The organism is Aeromonas sp. 9A (assembly GCF_963900955.1).
GTDB classification, from domain to species: Bacteria; Pseudomonadota; Gammaproteobacteria; order Enterobacterales; family Aeromonadaceae; genus Aeromonas; species Aeromonas salmonicida.
On record NZ_CAWRFG010000001.1, the window covers coordinates 996275 to 1012578 of the forward strand.

The window sequence follows — 16304 nt, forward strand, 5'->3', positions numbered from 1 at the left end:
GGCCGGTTCGGCCTGAATCAATGCATCCTTGCAAGAGGTTATTCAAATAGTATGTAGTTCTTTCACCGACGTCTGACACTCTGATTTCTGGTGTCATCGCCCATGAAGAGCTGTTATTTGGCCACCTGGCGTTCCTGCCTAAGCGTTGAGTGAATATTAAACATATCCCCCCACACTTGTTAGCGAGATAAACTGGCCTAGATGTTCAAAAAATATGAAGGTAACAAGAAAGGAGGACCCGACATAGTAAACAGGCTCCCGTTCTTCCTTTTCAGCAGAGGGGTGGGGAACGGGATGGCAAGGGGTAATCACCAGATAGCCTTCCATATCGCATGTATTTGCTCAGGCTTGGGCACTCAAACCTGCTGCTGACACCGGGCTGTCATATGCAGCGCTTAATGTGCAGCCTCATTTTCAATATGGTTCAAGGATGCCTATGTTTCGCCTCTCTTCTCTCACCATCGCCCTCTCTGCCAGCCTGACAATGACGCTGTTGGCCGGTTGCAACTCAGACAACGACACCACTCCTGATGCCAACCCCGGTATCGACTATCAGTACAGCACCAAAGCTGTCTACGCAGCCCGCCAGGATGCGGCCAGCTATGAAGCGGCTCCGGCGGGATTCGACCCCGTCTTTACTGAACTGGTGGCTCGGCATGGCTCCCGATCCCTGTCCAGCCCCAAATACGATGTACTCACCAAGCAGGTCTGGGATGCCGCCTACCGGCAGGGTGCCCTCACTGAACTGGGGCAGGGATTGGGCGCCAAAGTGGATGCGGTCACAGCAGCCAACCAGCAACTCGGCTATGGCCTGCTCACTGTCATAGGCAAGGAAGAACATGCGACGCTCGCCACCCACCTGGCCGAACGGCTACCGACCCTGCTAGGCAAGAGCGCGACTCCCGGCTGCATCCGGGTCGAGACCTCGGGCAAAGACAGGGCCAACGAGAGCGCCTTTTACTTCATGCAGAGCCTGGCCAAGCGGGTCGACTATGTGAACGATGACGCCCAGTGCTACATCAGCCAGGATGATCCCTCTGTCATCGACAAGGGGTTACGCAACAAGTTCGAACTCTACTTTCACAAGACGGAACCGGAAGGGGATTATCTCAAGTACCTGCCCGCCTTCCAGGCATACCAGGCTTTCGTTGGGGACGAGGAGGCCGGCATAGCGTCCAATCCAGCACTCAGCAAGGCTCTCAACGATCTCAAGGTACTGGACAAGACCAGGGCCATGGCGCGCACCATGCTTGAGCGTATCTACAGCAAGGCCTTTGTCGATTATCTGGCAGGTGGCGTCGAGTTCGTGGCCATCAACCCTGAGGATGGCGGCAAGACCTATGTACGCGATGAAGTGGATGCGGCCCTGATGCTCTACAACCTCTTCATCATAGGCCCGGGCATGATCCGCGAAGCCGAGGCCCAGGGCGCCCCTTGGGATCTGGAGCAGTACCTCACGCCAGAAGAGTCGACCTGGTTTTCCTATCTCTCTGATGCGGAAGATTTTTATGAGAAGGGCCCAAGCTTTGCCAGTCAGAGTGCGACCTATGATATCGCTCAGGCCCTGCTGGATGGCATGTTCAAGGAGGTACAACATCAGGTGGTGGAGAATGCCAGCGAGCGGATCGCTACGCTGCGCTTTGCCCATGCAGAGGCCATCATTCCACTGGCAGCGCTGATGAGGCTGGAAGGGAGCCAACAAGGTGCCCAGGAAGGAGTTCTCTACAGTCAGGAGAACAACGAATGGCGCGGCGGCTGGGTTTCGCCCTATACGGCCAATATCCAATGGGATGCTTACCGCAACGACGCAGGCCGGGTGCTGGTCAAGATGCTCTACAACGAGAAAGAGCTCGCCTTCAAGGCGGGCTGCGAGCCCATCAAGGCCGACAGTTTCTTCTATGACTTCAGCGAGCTTAAACGCTGTTATCAATACGGTGGCTAAATCCGTCACGCCAACAGGCACAGACCAAAGGCACGCCCTTGCTTTTTATTTCAGCGGCAAGGGAACGAGCCAGCCCTGAGCCCCACCTGGCTCTAACATGCGCTCGATGCACAAAAGCAGAGGGCCCCGCCATGCGGGGCCCTCTCTCTGAACGCAGTGTCTCGTGACTCCCGGTGGGGATAACGCTAGCCGGGAGCTGACCGGCAACAACCACTCTTAGCGCTGCTTGCCGCTGCCGATACCGAACGGGATGCGGTAGTCGCTGCTCTGCTCACCCAGACTCACGGTCAGGTTGCCCTGAGTGCGGCTCGGAATACGTACCTGCTGGGTGCCCATCAGATTGGCGTGAACGGAAGCCACCACATCCCCGGACTCGTTACGCACTTCCAGCATGGGGTTGGTTTTGCCATCCACAGCGGCGGTTGCATGCCAGTTCACAAACAGCACGCCCGGTGCAGCGTTGAAGTCAGCGGGAACGGAAGCCTGAGCAAAACCGGCAGTCATCAGGCCTGCAACGGCCAGCATCTTGATTACGTTTTTCATGTTCATTCACTCTCTTGGTTTTTGTGTCATTGCCAAGGCCGGTTCGGCCTGAATCAATGCATCCTTGCAAGAGGTTATTCAAATAGTATGTAGTTCTTTCACCGACGTCTGACACTCTGATTTCTGGTGTCATCGCCCATGAAGAGCTGTTATTTGGCCACCTGGCGTTCCTGCCTAAGCGTTGAGTGAATATTAAACATATCCCCCCATACTTGTTAGCGAGATAAACTGGCCTAGATGTTCAAAAAAACTGACCGTGATGTAAATCACAGGTTCAGATACAGCTCACGACGCAACTGACACTGAACTTCGGAGGGGATAAGGACCGGGATGAGGGGAAAAACTTCAAGCATAAAGGGCAGGATCCCCTGCCCCTTGATATTTAGATGCTCGCCAGCTCCTCTGCCGTCATGGGCCGCAAGACCCTGCAAGGATTGCCGACGGCAACCACATCGGCCGGAATGTCTCTGGTGACCACAGAGCCTGCGCCGATCACGCTATTGTCTCCTATGGTGACACCGGGGCAGATAACTGTGCTGCCGCCGATCCAGACGTTGTTGCCTATGCGCACTGGTTTGCCAAACTCGACCCCCGCCACCCGAGGGACAAGGGCAACTGGGTGAGCGGCGGTGTAGATCTGCACCCCGGGGGCCAACAGCACGTTGTCGCCGATATGCACCTCGCACACGTCGAGGATGGTGCAGTTGACGTTGGCGTAGAAGTTCTCTCCCACATGGATATTGGCGCCATAGTCGCAGAAGAAAGGCGGGTTGATAGCACACACATTGCCTCGGCTGCCGAGCAGTTCCCGCAGCAGCGCATCCCGCGCCGGTTTCTCCTGCCAACTGGTATTGAAGGTGTGATAGAGGAAACGACAGCGCTCGCGCGCCGCCTTGAGCTCGGGATCCCCCGCATCATAGGGCTGACCCGCCACCATCTTTTGCCACTCGGTGCCGTGCACCGGGGCCATTGCTTTTGCCATCACCTCGCTCACCACCTACTCCACCAGCCAGATCAGGGATTCATAGGGACGCAGCATACAAGATTGCGGCATTGCCGGACTATCGGGGTAGTTGCCAAGCAGCAGACTGCCTTCCCTCTCTTGCAGATCTTGCGGCAAGTCGAAGGCCACAGGCTCACCGTAGAAATTGCTTACCACCAGCAGGGTCTGACCCTTGGCACTGCGGGTATAGGCCCAGATGTGCTGATGGTCTGGCAACTGCTCCTGATAATCCCCCTGCGTAAAGATGGGATGCGCCTTGCGAAGCGCGATCAGATCCCGGTAGTGCCAGAACACTGAGCCCTGGTCGGCCAGTGCCGCTTCGGCGTTGATCTCGGTGTAATTGGCAGCGGGCCTGAGCCAGGGCGTGCCCTGGGTGAAGCCGGCATTGGGGGCTGTGCTCCATTGCATCGGAGTGCGTGAGTTGTCGCGAGACTTGGCACCGAGAATGGCGAGGATCTCGGCTTCGTTCATGCCTTCGGTATGCTTGATGGCGAAGATGTTGCGGCTCTCCACATCCTGGTAATCGTCGATGCTCTGATAACCGGGGTTGGTCATGCCGATCTCCTCCCCCTGATAGATGTAGGGGGTGCCCTGCAGCCCGTGCAGCGTGCTGGCCAGCATCTTGGCGGCGGCAACGCGATGCTCGCCCTCATCCCCGAAGCGGGAGACAATGCGCGGCTGATCGTGGTTGCACCAGAACAGGGCCGACCAGCCCTTGCCATGCATGCCGCTCTGCCAGTGGTTGAAGATACGCTTCAGTTCGAGGAAATCGAACGGCGCTTTTGTCCACTTGTCGCCGTTGGGGTAATCGACTTTCAGATGGTGGAAGTTGAATACCATGGAGAGTTCGGAGCCATCAAGGGCACCGTAGCGCTGGCAGTGCGCCAGCGAAGTGGAGGACATCTCACCCACCGTCATGGCTCCGACCGGAGCGAATACGTCGCGGCTCACATCCTGCAGGAATTCGTGGATGCGCGGCCCGTCGGTATAAAAGCGGCGGCCATCGCCCACGTCGTCGTTAGGGAAAGTCTGATCCTTGGAAATCAGGTTGATGACATCAAGGCGGAAGCCATCAACCCCCTTGCCGGCCCAGAAGTGAATGATGTTTTTGACCTCGGCGCGCACCGCCGGGTTTTCCCAGTTGAGATCCGCCTGCTCGCGGGCAAACAGGTGCAGATAGTACTGGCCGGTGGCGGCATCCAGCTCCCATGCACTGCCACCAAACTTGGATTGCCAGTTGTTCGGCACACCGCCATCCACAGGATCTTTCCAGATGTAGTAGTCGCGGTAGGGGCTGTTTTTATCCCCCAGCGCCGATTTGAACCAGGCGTGCTCGGTGGAGGTGTGGTTGACCACTATGTCCATCACGATACGAATGTTACGGGCATGGGCGGCCGCCAGCAGCGCCTCGAAATCGGCCATGGTGCCGTAGGCGGGATCAATCTGGTAGTAATCGGCAATGTCATAGCCGTTATCCACCTGGGGGGAAACATAAACCGGGGTCAGCCAGAGGGCATCGACTCCCAGGGTTTTGAGATAATCGAGGCGGGCCATGATCCCCTTGAGATCGCCGGTGCCACGGGCACCCGAATCCTGAAAGCTCTTGGGGTAGATCTGGTAAATCACGGCACTCTGCCACCAGGGAGTTTGGCTCATGGGTCTTTCTCTTGTCTCGAATAAAAAATGGAGAGGGCGGCCCCTTGCAAGGCCGCCCTGATGAGTGCACTCAAGCGATGGCTTGAGCCAGTTTGCCCGAGGCCTGTTGACGCTTGTAGACCAGCAGGGTCAGCACCAGGGGCACCACAATCGCCACCAGCATGGCGATGGCGTAGATGGCCCAGTATTGCGGCTGGATGGAGAGGATACCCGGCAGGCCCCCTACCCCTATGCCGTTGGCCATCACACCGGCGAAGCCGCAGATGAGAGCCGCGCAGCTCGAGCCCACCATGGCGCACAGCATGGGGAACTTGTACTTGAGGTTGATGCCGTACATGGCCGGTTCTGTCACCCCCAGGTAAGCCGAGATAGCGGCAGGCACTGAGATCTCCCGCTCGTTCTCCTTGCGGCTGATGAGGATGATCCCTACCACGGCAGAGGCCTGGGCGATATTGGACAGGGCGATCAGCGGCCATATCGGGGTGCCCCCCATGCTCTGCATCAGCTGCAAGTCCACCGCGTTGGTGGTGTGGTGGATGCCGGTGATGACCAGGGGCGCATAGAGGAAGCCGAACAGGGCGGCACCAATAGGCGCAAATGAACCCGTCATGGCCGCCTTGGCGGCAAAGCCGACACCGTCACCAATCCAGCGACCGAAGGGGCCGATAAAGGCGTGCGCCACTATCACCGCCAGCAGCAGGGAGATAAAGGGCACTATCACCAGATAGAGATACGCCGGAATGATCCGCTTGAGGTTGGTCTCCACCCAGGCCAGGAATACCCCCGCCAGCAGAGCCGGAATGACCTGGGCCTGATAACCCACCTTCTGGATGACAAAGAGGCCGAAGTCCCACACTTCCGGGGTCTGCTGGCCGATGCCATAGGCATTCATCAGCTGCGGCGACACCAGTGTGATACCCAGCACAATACCGAGGATCTCGGAGCCGCCCATCTTCTTGACCGCGGACCAGCAGACGCCCACCGGCAGGAAATGGAAGATGGCCTCACCCAGCAGCCAGAGGAAGGCATGCACCTGGGCCCAAAACTGGCTGATCTCGACCAGAGTGTGGGTCCCGTCGTCGAACATCTTGATGTCGCCGATGACGTTGCGAAAACCCAGGATCAAACCGCCTGTGATGATGGCGGGCAACAAGGGCACGAAGATCTCCGCCAAGTGGGAGATGCCGCGCTCCAGCGGATTCATGTTCTGACGGGCAGCCAACTTGGCGGCATCTTTGCTGCCACCGCTGACGCCGAGCTCTTCGGTGAGCGCCTTGTACCAGTCATCCACCTCGTTGCCGATCACCACCTGGAACTGGCCGGCGTTGGTGAAGCAACCCTTTACCGCCGGTATGGTCTCGATGGCCTTGCTGTCTGCTTTCGCCGGATCGTTCAGGACGAAGCGCAATCGGGTCAAGCAGTGGCTGACGGTGGCGATGTTCTCCTTGCCGCCGATCTTGTCGATCAGGGTGGCAAGCTGCTGTGCGTTGATCTTGGACATGAGTCTTCCCTCTGTGACTCCATTGATATTGGTCTGCCTCGCCCTTTTGGGCCAGTCTGTCGGCCGGAGCGTTTTTGGTATCGTTCCCATTAAGCATGCAGGCAATTTGGTCAGACCGAAATGGGAACGTTCCCATTTCGTGGTCAACATCACAGAAAGCGCGTTTTTTGTTCAGGGCTAAGTGATGGTGCTCACAGTGTGTGGCAAGGTGCTATGGTCGCCAGCGGGCAACGGCCCTGCTCAATCTGGCCGAGCAGCTGACGGGCCGCCTGCTCCCCTGCCCTTTTGTAGCCAAGATCCAGGCTAAGGGCATTGGGAAAGAGAAAACTGAGCATGGGGTTGTTGCCAAGGCCGGTCACCAGCACTTCGCTACGCCCTTGTTCTTGCAAGTATTTTGCTGCACCTATGGCGAGGGTGTCACTGGCGCAGACCAGCGCCTGGGTGGTGGGGGCAAGCAAGTCGGCAGCCAGCCGGTAGCCACTCTGCAGGCTGAGATCGCCGAGGGCACTGCGAGGCTCCAGCCCCTGTTTCCGGCAGTGCGCCAGATAGGCATCGAGCCGGCGCTGACCCGTGGTGAGATCCGAGGTATCGACCCCGAGATAAGCGATGTCGCTTATCCCGCGGATGGCCAGCTCTGCCAGCATGGAGCGCACAGCCCCCCCATCGTCGAAGCAGACCGAGGAGAAACCGGGATATTCGCGCGCCACCAGCACCAGTTTGTCCTTGAGCCTGGCCATAGCCGCATAGTCCAGATCGTTGAAAGCAAACAGGATAATGCCATCCACCCCGCGCCGCTCCAGCACAGCCAGATGTTCCTGCACCTTGGCGGGGGAAAACTTGCTCTCCATCAGCACTGCGTCATAGCCGTGCTGGTAGAGGGTTTCCAGCATGCCGCGCACCGCCTGATTCTCCGAGCTGGAATCGAGCCGCGAGACGATGATCCCCACTACCTGCTGGCTCTGGCTGCGCATGGCCCGGGCCGACTTGCTCGGCACGAAGCCGTGCTCGGCGATGACCTGCTCCACCCGCTCGCGGGTCGCCTGCTTCACCTTGGGATCCTGGTTGAGCACCCGGGAGACGGTCGACTTGCCGACACCCGAGAGGCGGGCGATATCGAGGATGGTCAGTTTCTTGTCCATGAATTGGCTCACAGGGGGATCGGCGGTGGAATTGCCCACATTGTTGTGATTAAGCCCTGTGAATACAAGCCCATGGCGTTAGAATGCCTTTTTTGCCCCGGCGAACGCCGCACCGCTCGCCATTGCACAGGACGCGCATCATGGATCTGTTGGCAAGTCTGCACTTCTCCCTCTCCATCACAGGCCCCATCTGTGTGGTGCTGCTGCTCGGCATCTGGCTAAAACAGCTGGGTCTGCTGCCCGACAGCTTCGTCGAATCCGCCTCCCGCCTGGTGTTTCAGGTCACACTGCCGGCCCTGCTGTTTCTCAGCATGGTACGTACCGATTTTTCCACCATGCCGAGCCCATGGCTCATCGTCTATGGCTTGCTCGGCACTCTCACCGGCTTTCTGATCCTTGAGACACTGGCGGCCCGCTTCATCCCGGAGCGGCGTCAGCGCGGCATCTTCGTGCAGGGCAGCTTTCGCGGCAATATGGGGATCATGGGGCTGGCCTATGTGCAAAACGCCTACGGGCCAGAGGGAATTGGTGCCGCCGCCCTGCTGGTGGGCTCGGTAACCGTGCTCTACAACATCCTGGCCGTCATCACCCTCACCCGCAGTCTGGGGGGCGGCAAAGGGATCAAACCCATTCTTAACGGGATCGCCAAAAACCCTCTCATCATCGCCATCCTCTCGGCCCTGCCATTTGGCCTGCTCGGCATTGAGTTGCCCCAGCTGGTCATCACGACGGGCAACTACTTCGCCAACATGACACTGCCACTGGCCCTGCTCTGCACCGGCGCCAGTCTCAATCTTAAAGCCCTGCGCGGCGGCGCCATGCTGACCGGCTGGGCCACCGTCAACCGGTTGTTCTGCATTCCCTTGTTGCTGGTGCTTGGGGCCTGGGCGCTGGGCTTCAGCCAGCAGGCACTCGGCATACTGTTTTTGATAAGTTCCACCCCCACTGCCGCCGCCAGCTATGTAATGACCCGCGCCATGGGGGGTGACAGCGCACTGGCCGCCAACATCATAGCCACCACCACGCTGGGCTCGCTCATCACCACCAGCCTGGGCGCCGCTCTGATGAACTATCTGGGCTTGATGGGGTAATCCATTTGGTCAGGCTCTTTCATGTTCTTGCTCCATCACCATCTTCTCGTGGGCCAGAAAAAAGGGGCGATAGAGTACATAGCTGTTGAGGATACAGACCAGACTCATAAGGCCATTGCTCCAGCTGCCATTGGCCGCCCATGCGGCCCCCAGCGGCGAGGGCATCGACCAGGGCAGCAAGGCGATGAAGCGGTCTAGAAAACCCCACTGAGTCAACTGCCAGGCCAGCACCGCATTGATCAGCGGCACGCTGATGAACGGCAAAAAGAACAGCGGGTTCATGATGATAGGAAAGCCAAACAGCAGTGGCTCATTGATATTGAACAGGGACGGGATGAACCCCAGTTTGCCCACCGACTGAATCGAGTGAGAGCGACTGCGCATGGCCATAAACACCAGTGGCAAGGTAGTCCCAATCCCCCCGATCAGCAGGTAATAGTCCCAGAACCCTTGCAGGAAAATATGAGGCAAGGGCTCCCCCGCCATCAAGGCCGCCTGATTGGCACTCACGCCGGCCATCCAGAAAGGTGACAGCAAACCGGTCACTATCAGGGCTCCATGGATCCCCATAAACCAGAGCAGATGGGCAATCAGCAAGGTGATCAGCAGGGCTGGCAAGGTGTCGGCCCCGACTATCAATGGCCGGAACAGGGAAGCCATGAAATCCGGCAGACTGATCCCGAACTGCTGCTGCAACCAGAGTCGCATCAGGCTGAGGGAGAGCATGGTGAACAGCAGAGGCACTATCAGCTGGAACCCCCGCCTCGTCATCACTGGTACCTCGTCCGGCATATGGATATACCAGCCACGCCGATAGAAGAAGCGAGTCACCTCCACCGAATAGAACGCCATCAGCAAGGCCGTGAAAATCCCAGCCCCACCCAGATAGCCAAACACCCCGGGTTGCAGCGAACGAAAGTCGATCAACATCAGAAACGCCATGCACCCCCCCAGACCGCACAGTCGCTCCGGCATTTCGTATGCCTTTGCCAGGCTTGAGGCCGCCCCAAACGCAATGATCAGTGCCACCAGTCCAAGAGTGTGGGAATAGACGGGAAACAGGAAAGGGTGCAGCTCATGGGCCAGCCAGTGCAGCCACTGGCCGAATACGTGGGGGGTATCGGGGGCGATGGGGGGAAACAGTATGGGCACCAGCAGGCTGCCGACGATGACAAAAGGCATGGCCAACTGAAAACCATCGCGCAATGAGAGCACATGGCGACTGCGGGTCAGCCAATTGGCAAACGGTACCATGCGCTGCTCGATCATGCCGACCAGCATTGCCATCCATTGCAGATTCATCACTCGATTTCCCGTCCCTTCGCTGTGTGTTGGCCCCTGTCATCTTGAGGCTTGGACGCCATTTTGACGGCTTTGTGGTTTTGTTTCCGTAGTATCCGCAACCATTTTGCCGTTTCTTTACCTAGCTCACATTTTCCACTGCTTTCAACCCCAAATTACCGATCCTGTTCACACATATACGGACGCGATATGGAAACCGGTTTCCAAATTAAATCCATCGATCCAGAATGCGCCATCCGTTACGAACGACTGGAGAATCTGGAAATGAAAAAAATCATGTTGTGCTGCTCCTCGGGCATGTCGACCAGCCTGCTGGTCAAGAAGATGAAAGAGGAAGCGGACAAGCGGGGGGTGAGCGCCGAGATACAAGCCTTCGGTGCGGCAGAGTTCGATCTGCAGATGCCTCATTACCAGGTGGTGCTGCTGGGGCCACAGGTCAAATACATGCAGGCCGAGCTGCAGCAGCGAGCGGCGGCTCACGGCGTGCCGGTCGAGACCATCAACATGATGGATTACGGCATGCAGCGGGGTGACAAGGTCCTCGACCACGCCCTCTCTCTCATCCGCTGATGCGCAGGCCCCAACCAGTGAATGTCACAAGGAAACCTTCATGAACACCCTATACGAACGCTTTGTCAGTACCATAGAGAACCGGGTCAGTCCGCTGGCCGGGCGAATTGGCCAGCAAAAATATGTGCAGGCCATCCGTGATGGCTTCATCGCAGCTCTGCCCTTCATGATCGTCGGCAGCTTCATGCTGGTGTTCATCTTTCCCCCCTTCTCACCCCAGACCCAGTGGGGATTTGCCCGCGCCTGGCTCGACTTCTCGTCCACCTACCAAGCCCAGTTGCTGCTCCCATTCCAGCTGAGCATGGGCCTGATGACTCTGTTCATCTCGGTGGGAATAGGCGCCAGTCTGGCCCGTCAGAACGGGCTCGACCCTGTCACCACAGGCCTGCTCTGCCTGATGTCCTTCATGCTGGTAGCCGCCCCCGTCAAGGATGGCGCCATCTCCATGCAGTACTTCTCCGGTCAGGGGATCTTCACGGCCCTGATCACCGCCATCTATGCGGCTGAGGTGTACGCCTTCCTCAAACGCAACAACATCACCATCAAGCTGCCCCCCCAGGTACCAACCGGTGTTGCCCGCTCGTTCGAGGTGCTGATCCCCGTGCTGGTGATCATCCTGACCCTGCATCCCCTCAACCTGCTGCTGGAAAACAGCACCGGCATGATATTGCCGGAAGCCATCATGTCGCTGGTCAAGCCGCTGGTCGCTGCCTCCGACTCCCTGCCTGCCATGTTGCTGGCTGTGCTGGTGTGCCAGGTGCTCTGGTTCGCCGGGATCCACGGCGCCCTCATCGTCACCGGCATCATGAACCCGTTCTGGATGGCCAATCTGGCCAATAACCAGACCGCCATGGCGGCAGGTGAAGCCTTGCCCCACATCTTCCTGCAGGGCTTCTGGGATCACTACCTGCTGATCGGCGGTGTCGGATCCACCCTGCCACTGGCCTTCCTGCTGCTGCGCAGCAAGGCAGCGCACCTGAGATCCATCGGCAAGATGGGTGTGGTGCCGGGCCTGTTCAACATCAACGAACCCATACTGTTCGGTGCGCCCATCGTCATGAACCCCGTGTTCTTCCTGCCCTTCATCCTGGTGCCCATGATCAACGCCACCCTGGCCTGGTTTGCCCTGGATTTCGGTCTGGTGGAACGGGTGGTCTCCCTCACCCCCTGGACTACACCGGGTCCCATCGGCGCCTCCTGGGCCGCCAACTGGGCCATCAGCCCCATGGTGTTGAGCCTGCTTTGCATGTGCTCTGCCGCGGCCATGTATTACCCCTTCCTGAAAGCCTATGAGCGCACCCTGCTCAAGCAGGAAGAGCAAGAAAAGAACGAGGAAGCGCCGACGCTGGCGGTCGCCACCAGCCGTTGATTGCCTGCCGGGGCCGCCTGGCGGCCTCTTTTTCAAGATTGGAGTAACACGAGATGCAATACCGTTTTCCTGAAACGTTCTGGTGGGGCAGCGCCTCCTCAGCCGCACAAGCCGAAGGCGCCAGCCTGCAGGGTGGCAAGGCCCCGACCATCTGGGATCACTGGTTCGAACAGGCCCCCAACCGCTTTCACCAGCAGATTGGCCCGGCTCAGACCTCCGGTTTCTATGAACATTTTCGCGACGATGTTCGCTTGCTGCGCCAGCTCGGTCACAACAGCTTTCGCACCTCCATCGCCTGGGCACGGCTCATCCCGGCAGGGCGGGGAGAGCCCAATCCCGAAGCAGTGGCTTTCTATGACGCCATGCTCGACGAACTCAAGGCCGAGGGGATCGAGCCCTTCATCTGCTTGTTCCACTTCGACATGCCGATGAGCATGCAGTCACTGGGGGGCTGGGAGAGTCGGGAGGTGGTCGCCGCATACGCCGAATTTGCCGAGACCTGCTTCAGATTGTTCGGTCACAAGGTCAAGCACTGGTTCACTTTCAACGAACCCATAGTGCCGGTGGAGGGAGGTTACCTCTACGACTTCCACTACCCGAACGTGGTGGATTTTCGCCGCGCCGCCACAGTGGCCTATCACACCATGCTGGCCCATGCCATGGCAGTGCAGCGTTACCGTGCCCTCGGCCAGGATGGCCAGATCGGCATCATCCTCAACCTGACGCCCTCCTATCCGCGCTCGCAGCATCCGGCGGATCTGAAGGCGGCCAACATTGCCGATCTGATGTTCAACCGCAGCTTCCTGGATCCGGCGGTCAAAGGAGAGTACCCGGCCGAACTGGTGTCACTGCTCAAGGAGTATGACCAGCTGCCCGCCTGCGAAGCGGGAGATCAGGCACTGCTGGCAGCAGGCAAGATCGACCTGCTGGGGATCAACTATTACCAGCCACGCCGGGTCAAGGCCCGCAGCAATGCGGTCAACCCTGCCAGCCCCTTCATGCCGGAGTGGTTCTTCGACTACTACGAGATGCCGGGTCGCAAGATGAACCCGCACCGGGGCTGGGAGATCTACGAACAGGGGATCTACGACATCCTCGTCAACTTGCGCGACCACTACGGCAACATCCCGAGCTACATCTCGGAGAACGGCATGGGGGTAGAAAGCGAGGCCAAGTTCAAGGGGCCGGATGGCCAGATCCAGGATGACTACCGCATCGGCTTTATACGGGATCACCTCATCTGGTTGCACAAGGCGCTGGAAGAAGGCTGTCAGTGCCGGGGTTATCACCTCTGGACCTTCATCGACAACTGGTCGTGGAGCAACGCCTACAAGAACCGCTATGGCTTTATCGAACTGGAGCTGGAGAGCCAGACCCGACGCATCAAGAAGAGCGGTCAGTGGTTTGCGACCGCAGCCCGCGAGCATGGCTTCAACTGATGGTCTCGTCACGAGACCGGTAAAGACACAGCGCCGGCACAAGGGGCCGGCACTCATGACCAAGGAGCGTATATGTTCGATCTTGAAGAGACAGTGATGGGTCTTATCATCAATGCCGGCATGAGCCGCAGCCTCTGCTTTGAAGCGCTGCGCCAAGCCAAGGCAGGCCAGTTTTCCGAAGCCGACGATCTGCTGCGCCAGGCCGGTGAGGCCGCCAACGCCGCTCACGCGGTGCAGACCAGGCTGATTGAAGCGGATGAAGGGGAAGGCAAGATCCCGGTCAAGCTGATTCTGGTGCATGCCCAGGATCACCTGATGACCGCCATGCTTGCCAAGGAGCTGGTCACCGAGCTCATTGAGCTGCATCGCAAGCTGGCCGCCTGAGGAAGATAACCATGTTGCGACTCGGACTCGACATCGGCGGCACCAAAATCGAGGCTCAATTGCTCGATAGCCAGGGTGTAAGCCTGCTGTGCAAACGCATTGCGACCCCGACCACGGGGTACGGCGATTTTCTTGCCGCCATCACCGACCTGGTGAACGAGATACACCAGGAGCTGGACGGCACCTTCACCATCGGCATAGGACTGCCCGGGGCGATCAGCCCGCAAACCGGCCGCATCAAGAATGCCAACTGCCTGTTTCTCAACGGGCAGGATCTCAAAGGGGATCTGACGCGGGTGCTGGGCCAACCGGTCTGGCTGGCCAATGATGCCGACTGCTTCACCTTGTCAGAAGCCGTCGACGGCGCAGGCGATGCAGGACGACTGGTGTTTGGCATCATACTGGGGACCGGGTGTGGCGGCGGTCTGGTGGTCAATCGCCAGCTTATCGTCGGGCCCAACGCCATCACAGGCGAATGGGGACACAACCCCTTGCCCGGCTATGACCCGGCACAGGATGGCCCAAGCCAGCCCTGCTACTGCGGCCGCCATAACTGCATCGAGCGCTTCATCTCGGGCACTGGGTTTGCGGGCCGCTTTGTCGAACGCCATGGCCGCAGCCTCTCGCCTCGGGGGATCATCACGGCAGCCGCAGAGGGAGACCACCAGGCGCTGGCCCATTATGGCCACTTCATCCAGGCTCTGGCCCGCAGCGTGGCAAGCCTTATCAACGTACTGGACCCGGATGTCATAGTACTGGGAGGCGGTCTCTCCAACATCGACCTCCTCTACCGAGACCTGCCCCGGGCGCTGGATCCCTATCTGTTTTCGGATGGGTGCATCACCCCCATAGTGCCCGCCCGCCATGGTGACAGCAGTGGTGTACGAGGCGCAGCCTGGCTGCCAAGCTGCGCCGAAGGGATTGCCACATGGGCAATATGATTCCCCCGGCACAAGGCGGATATCGTCCACAGTGCGCCATCGCCGTTGCACCTGACTGTCGATGTAGACCCTGAGTCGAGCGCGGCCACCCACCCTGGCCCTCTACTGAACAATCCATGCTCCACAATCCCACATTGCCTGGCCGATGGGGGACAGGCATGACCGAATTTGCCCTCTCTTTGGAGAGACAAATAAATAAACGCTTATATATCAAAATCATAAAACTCAAGGAATGATAATAATGAAACTGACAAACCTGTCCGTCCAGCTCCTTGCCATCCTGGCCCTGAGCGCTCCTTTCATGGTCAGTGCCGTGGTCGAAACCAATACGGATTTCGGCCGGCTCAGCCTGGGGGGAGATGCGGAGATCAACCTCAATGCCTCCAACACCACCCGTGGCAATGTGCTGGGGCAGACCAGCGAAACCCGCACCGATCGCTGGGATGAGGATGGTCGCCTGCTGCTGAACTTCGTCGGCGTACGAGAGCTGGAAGATGGCCGCTATGGCCAGATCCAGATCCAGCCCACCATAGGCACCAATGGCGGTGCCGGTGCCGATGATGCATATCTTGGGTTCGGCCAGCGCAGCAACTGGGGGATGAAGGTGGGTCGTTTCGAGGCCTATGACATGTTCCCGCTGGGACAGGACATCTTTGTCGAACACTCGGGGGATAGCGCCAACGACCTCTACTCCGATGGCAATGGTTACGTTTACATGCTCAAAGAGGGCCGTGGCCGGGCTGGCAAGGGCGGCCAGCTGCAGCTCAACAAGGAGGCAGGCAACTGGTATCTGGAACTCTCCACCCTGCTGGGGGATCGCACCAATCTGTTCGCAGGCCAGCAGTACCACGGCTATGCGCTGACCAAGGCCAAGGACTCCGTCATAGTCCGCCCTGTCATTGCCTGGAAAGGTGAAAACCTGAAAGTAGCGCTGGGCGCCGAGGGCAACGCAATCAACGATGCCATCGTCACCACGGATGATGTCTCCGTTTCCGACCGCATGGGCTATGGCCTCACCACCAGCTGGATCCAGGATGCCCTGACGGTCAACGTCAATGCCGCCCGCATGGATGCCGAAGCTGAAACCGATACAACCCTGGGCGCCAACCTGCTCTGGCACAACGCCGGTCTGGGTTACATCTACACCATCAACGACATCAGCAGCGCCAACCTGGGCAATGCCAGCGCCGATTTCGGCAAGATGGTCGGCAAGCACACCATCAACACCGTCTATGCCTCCTACAAGATCCCCAAGGTGCTGGATCTGAACAACTTTGACATCTATCTGGGTGCCTATTGGTCACAGCTGAATGTCGACAGCAACGAAGAGGACAACATAGATCGTTACGGCGGCCGGGTCCGTTTCAAATACTTCTTCTGATGGACGGGGTCAGAGATGGCAGAGGGTGGCGATGGCCACCCTT

The 16304-nt window shown here is 58.7% G+C and carries 14 protein-coding genes; 8 read left to right on the top strand and 6 right to left on the bottom strand.

Going from position 1 to position 16304, the window contains the following annotated elements; all coding sequences use genetic code 11:
• The first annotated feature begins 436 nt into the window (after window positions 1-436).
• Window positions 437-1942, top strand: coding sequence for a histidine-type phosphatase (locus AACX78_RS04940; RefSeq protein ID WP_407704531.1), 1506 nt, complete (start codon window positions 437-439; stop codon window positions 1940-1942).
• 216 nt (window positions 1943-2158) lie between these two features.
• Here the strand turns inward: AACX78_RS04940 and AACX78_RS04945 are convergent, their stop codons facing one another.
• From AACX78_RS04945 to treR, 5 genes are all read right to left on the bottom strand, one after another.
• Complete coding sequence (locus AACX78_RS04945; RefSeq protein WP_017412399.1) at window positions 2159-2491, bottom strand: hypothetical protein; 333 nt, start codon at window positions 2489-2491, stop codon at window positions 2159-2161.
• 376 nt (window positions 2492-2867) lie between these two features.
• The gene (locus tag AACX78_RS04950) at window positions 2868-3479 is read right to left on the bottom strand and encodes a maltose acetyltransferase domain-containing protein (RefSeq protein ID WP_159165554.1); all 612 of its coding nucleotides are present in this window, start codon (window positions 3477-3479) and stop codon (window positions 2868-2870) included.
• 3 nt (window positions 3480-3482) lie between these two features.
• A complete protein-coding gene (gene treC / locus AACX78_RS04955; protein WP_159165555.1) occupies window positions 3483-5144 on the bottom strand; it encodes an alpha,alpha-phosphotrehalase in 1662 nt (553 codons plus the stop codon).
• 70 nt (window positions 5145-5214) lie between these two features.
• The gene (gene treB / locus AACX78_RS04960; RefSeq protein WP_058394550.1) at window positions 5215-6645 is read right to left on the bottom strand and encodes a PTS trehalose transporter subunit IIBC; all 1431 of its coding nucleotides are present in this window, start codon (window positions 6643-6645) and stop codon (window positions 5215-5217) included.
• Between the two features lie 191 nt (window positions 6646-6836).
• Complete coding sequence (gene treR, locus AACX78_RS04965; protein ID WP_159165556.1) at window positions 6837-7784, bottom strand: trehalose operon repressor TreR; 948 nt, start codon at window positions 7782-7784, stop codon at window positions 6837-6839.
• A 140-nt stretch (window positions 7785-7924) separates the two neighbouring features.
• On the opposite strand from treR, the gene AACX78_RS04970 reads away from it, so the two are divergent.
• Window positions 7925-8875, top strand: coding sequence for an AEC family transporter (locus AACX78_RS04970; protein ID WP_159165557.1), 951 nt, complete (start codon window positions 7925-7927; stop codon window positions 8873-8875).
• A gap of 9 nt (window positions 8876-8884) precedes the next feature.
• Here the strand turns inward: AACX78_RS04970 and AACX78_RS04975 are convergent, their stop codons facing one another.
• Window positions 8885-10177 carry a PTS sugar transporter subunit IIC gene (locus AACX78_RS04975; protein WP_159165558.1) on the bottom strand — a complete coding sequence of 431 codons (1293 nt, stop codon included), beginning with the start codon at window positions 10175-10177 and terminating at the stop codon, window positions 8885-8887.
• 189 nt (window positions 10178-10366) lie between these two features.
• On the opposite strand from AACX78_RS04975, the gene AACX78_RS04980 reads away from it, so the two are divergent.
• The 6 genes from AACX78_RS04980 (at window position 10367) to AACX78_RS05005 (ending at window position 16261) form a co-directional block, all read left to right on the top strand.
• Window positions 10367-10747 (top strand): PTS sugar transporter subunit IIB, encoded by a 381-nt coding sequence (locus AACX78_RS04980; protein ID WP_407704414.1) that lies wholly within the window; start codon window positions 10367-10369, stop codon window positions 10745-10747.
• Window positions 10748-10787: 40 nt separating this feature from the next.
• Window positions 10788-12116: a PTS sugar transporter subunit IIC gene (locus AACX78_RS04985; RefSeq protein ID WP_042467704.1), complete on the top strand. Its 1329-nt coding sequence runs from the start codon at window positions 10788-10790 to the stop codon at window positions 12114-12116.
• Window positions 12117-12169: 53 nt separating this feature from the next.
• On the top strand, window positions 12170-13555 hold the full coding sequence (locus AACX78_RS04990; protein WP_159165559.1) for a glycoside hydrolase family 1 protein: 1386 nt from the start codon (window positions 12170-12172) through the stop codon (window positions 13553-13555).
• A gap of 72 nt (window positions 13556-13627) precedes the next feature.
• The gene (gene chbA, locus AACX78_RS04995; protein WP_059111934.1) at window positions 13628-13939 is read left to right on the top strand and encodes a PTS N,N'-diacetylchitobiose transporter subunit IIA; all 312 of its coding nucleotides are present in this window, start codon (window positions 13628-13630) and stop codon (window positions 13937-13939) included.
• Window positions 13940-13950: 11 nt separating this feature from the next.
• Complete coding sequence (locus AACX78_RS05000) at window positions 13951-14880, top strand: ROK family protein (RefSeq protein ID WP_159165560.1); 930 nt, start codon at window positions 13951-13953, stop codon at window positions 14878-14880.
• Between the two features lie 241 nt (window positions 14881-15121).
• Window positions 15122-16261, top strand: a complete 1140-nt coding sequence (locus AACX78_RS05005; RefSeq protein WP_201302784.1) for a carbohydrate porin — start codon at window positions 15122-15124, stop codon at window positions 16259-16261.
• Window positions 16262-16304: the final 43 nt, after the last annotated feature.

Bases quoted from the DNA above. Each gene is read 5' to 3' on its own strand.
- AACX78_RS04940 (WP_407704531.1), top strand. From the start codon at position 437: ATGTTTCGCCTCTCTTCTCTCACCATCGCCCTCTCTGCCAGCCTGACA.
- AACX78_RS04945 (WP_017412399.1), bottom strand. From the start codon at position 2,491: ATGAACATGAAAAACGTAATCAAGATGCTGGCCGTTGCAGGCCTGATG.
- treC (WP_159165555.1), bottom strand. From the start codon at position 5,144: ATGAGCCAAACTCCCTGGTGGCAGAGTGCCGTGATTTACCAGATCTAC.
- treB (WP_058394550.1), bottom strand. From the start codon at position 6,645: ATGTCCAAGATCAACGCACAGCAGCTTGCCACCCTGATCGACAAGATC.
- treR (WP_159165556.1), bottom strand. From the start codon at position 7,784: ATGGACAAGAAACTGACCATCCTCGATATCGCCCGCCTCTCGGGTGTC.
- AACX78_RS04970 (WP_159165557.1), top strand. From the start codon at position 7,925: ATGGATCTGTTGGCAAGTCTGCACTTCTCCCTCTCCATCACAGGCCCC.
- AACX78_RS04975 (WP_159165558.1), bottom strand. From the start codon at position 10,177: ATGAATCTGCAATGGATGGCAATGCTGGTCGGCATGATCGAGCAGCGC.
- AACX78_RS04980 (WP_407704414.1), top strand. From the start codon at position 10,367: ATGGAAACCGGTTTCCAAATTAAATCCATCGATCCAGAATGCGCCATC.
- AACX78_RS04985 (WP_042467704.1), top strand. From the start codon at position 10,788: ATGAACACCCTATACGAACGCTTTGTCAGTACCATAGAGAACCGGGTC.
- AACX78_RS04990 (WP_159165559.1), top strand. From the start codon at position 12,170: ATGCAATACCGTTTTCCTGAAACGTTCTGGTGGGGCAGCGCCTCCTCA.
- chbA (WP_059111934.1), top strand. From the start codon at position 13,628: ATGTTCGATCTTGAAGAGACAGTGATGGGTCTTATCATCAATGCCGGC.
- AACX78_RS05000 (WP_159165560.1), top strand. From the start codon at position 13,951: ATGTTGCGACTCGGACTCGACATCGGCGGCACCAAAATCGAGGCTCAA.
- AACX78_RS05005 (WP_201302784.1), top strand. From the start codon at position 15,122: ATGAAACTGACAAACCTGTCCGTCCAGCTCCTTGCCATCCTGGCCCTG.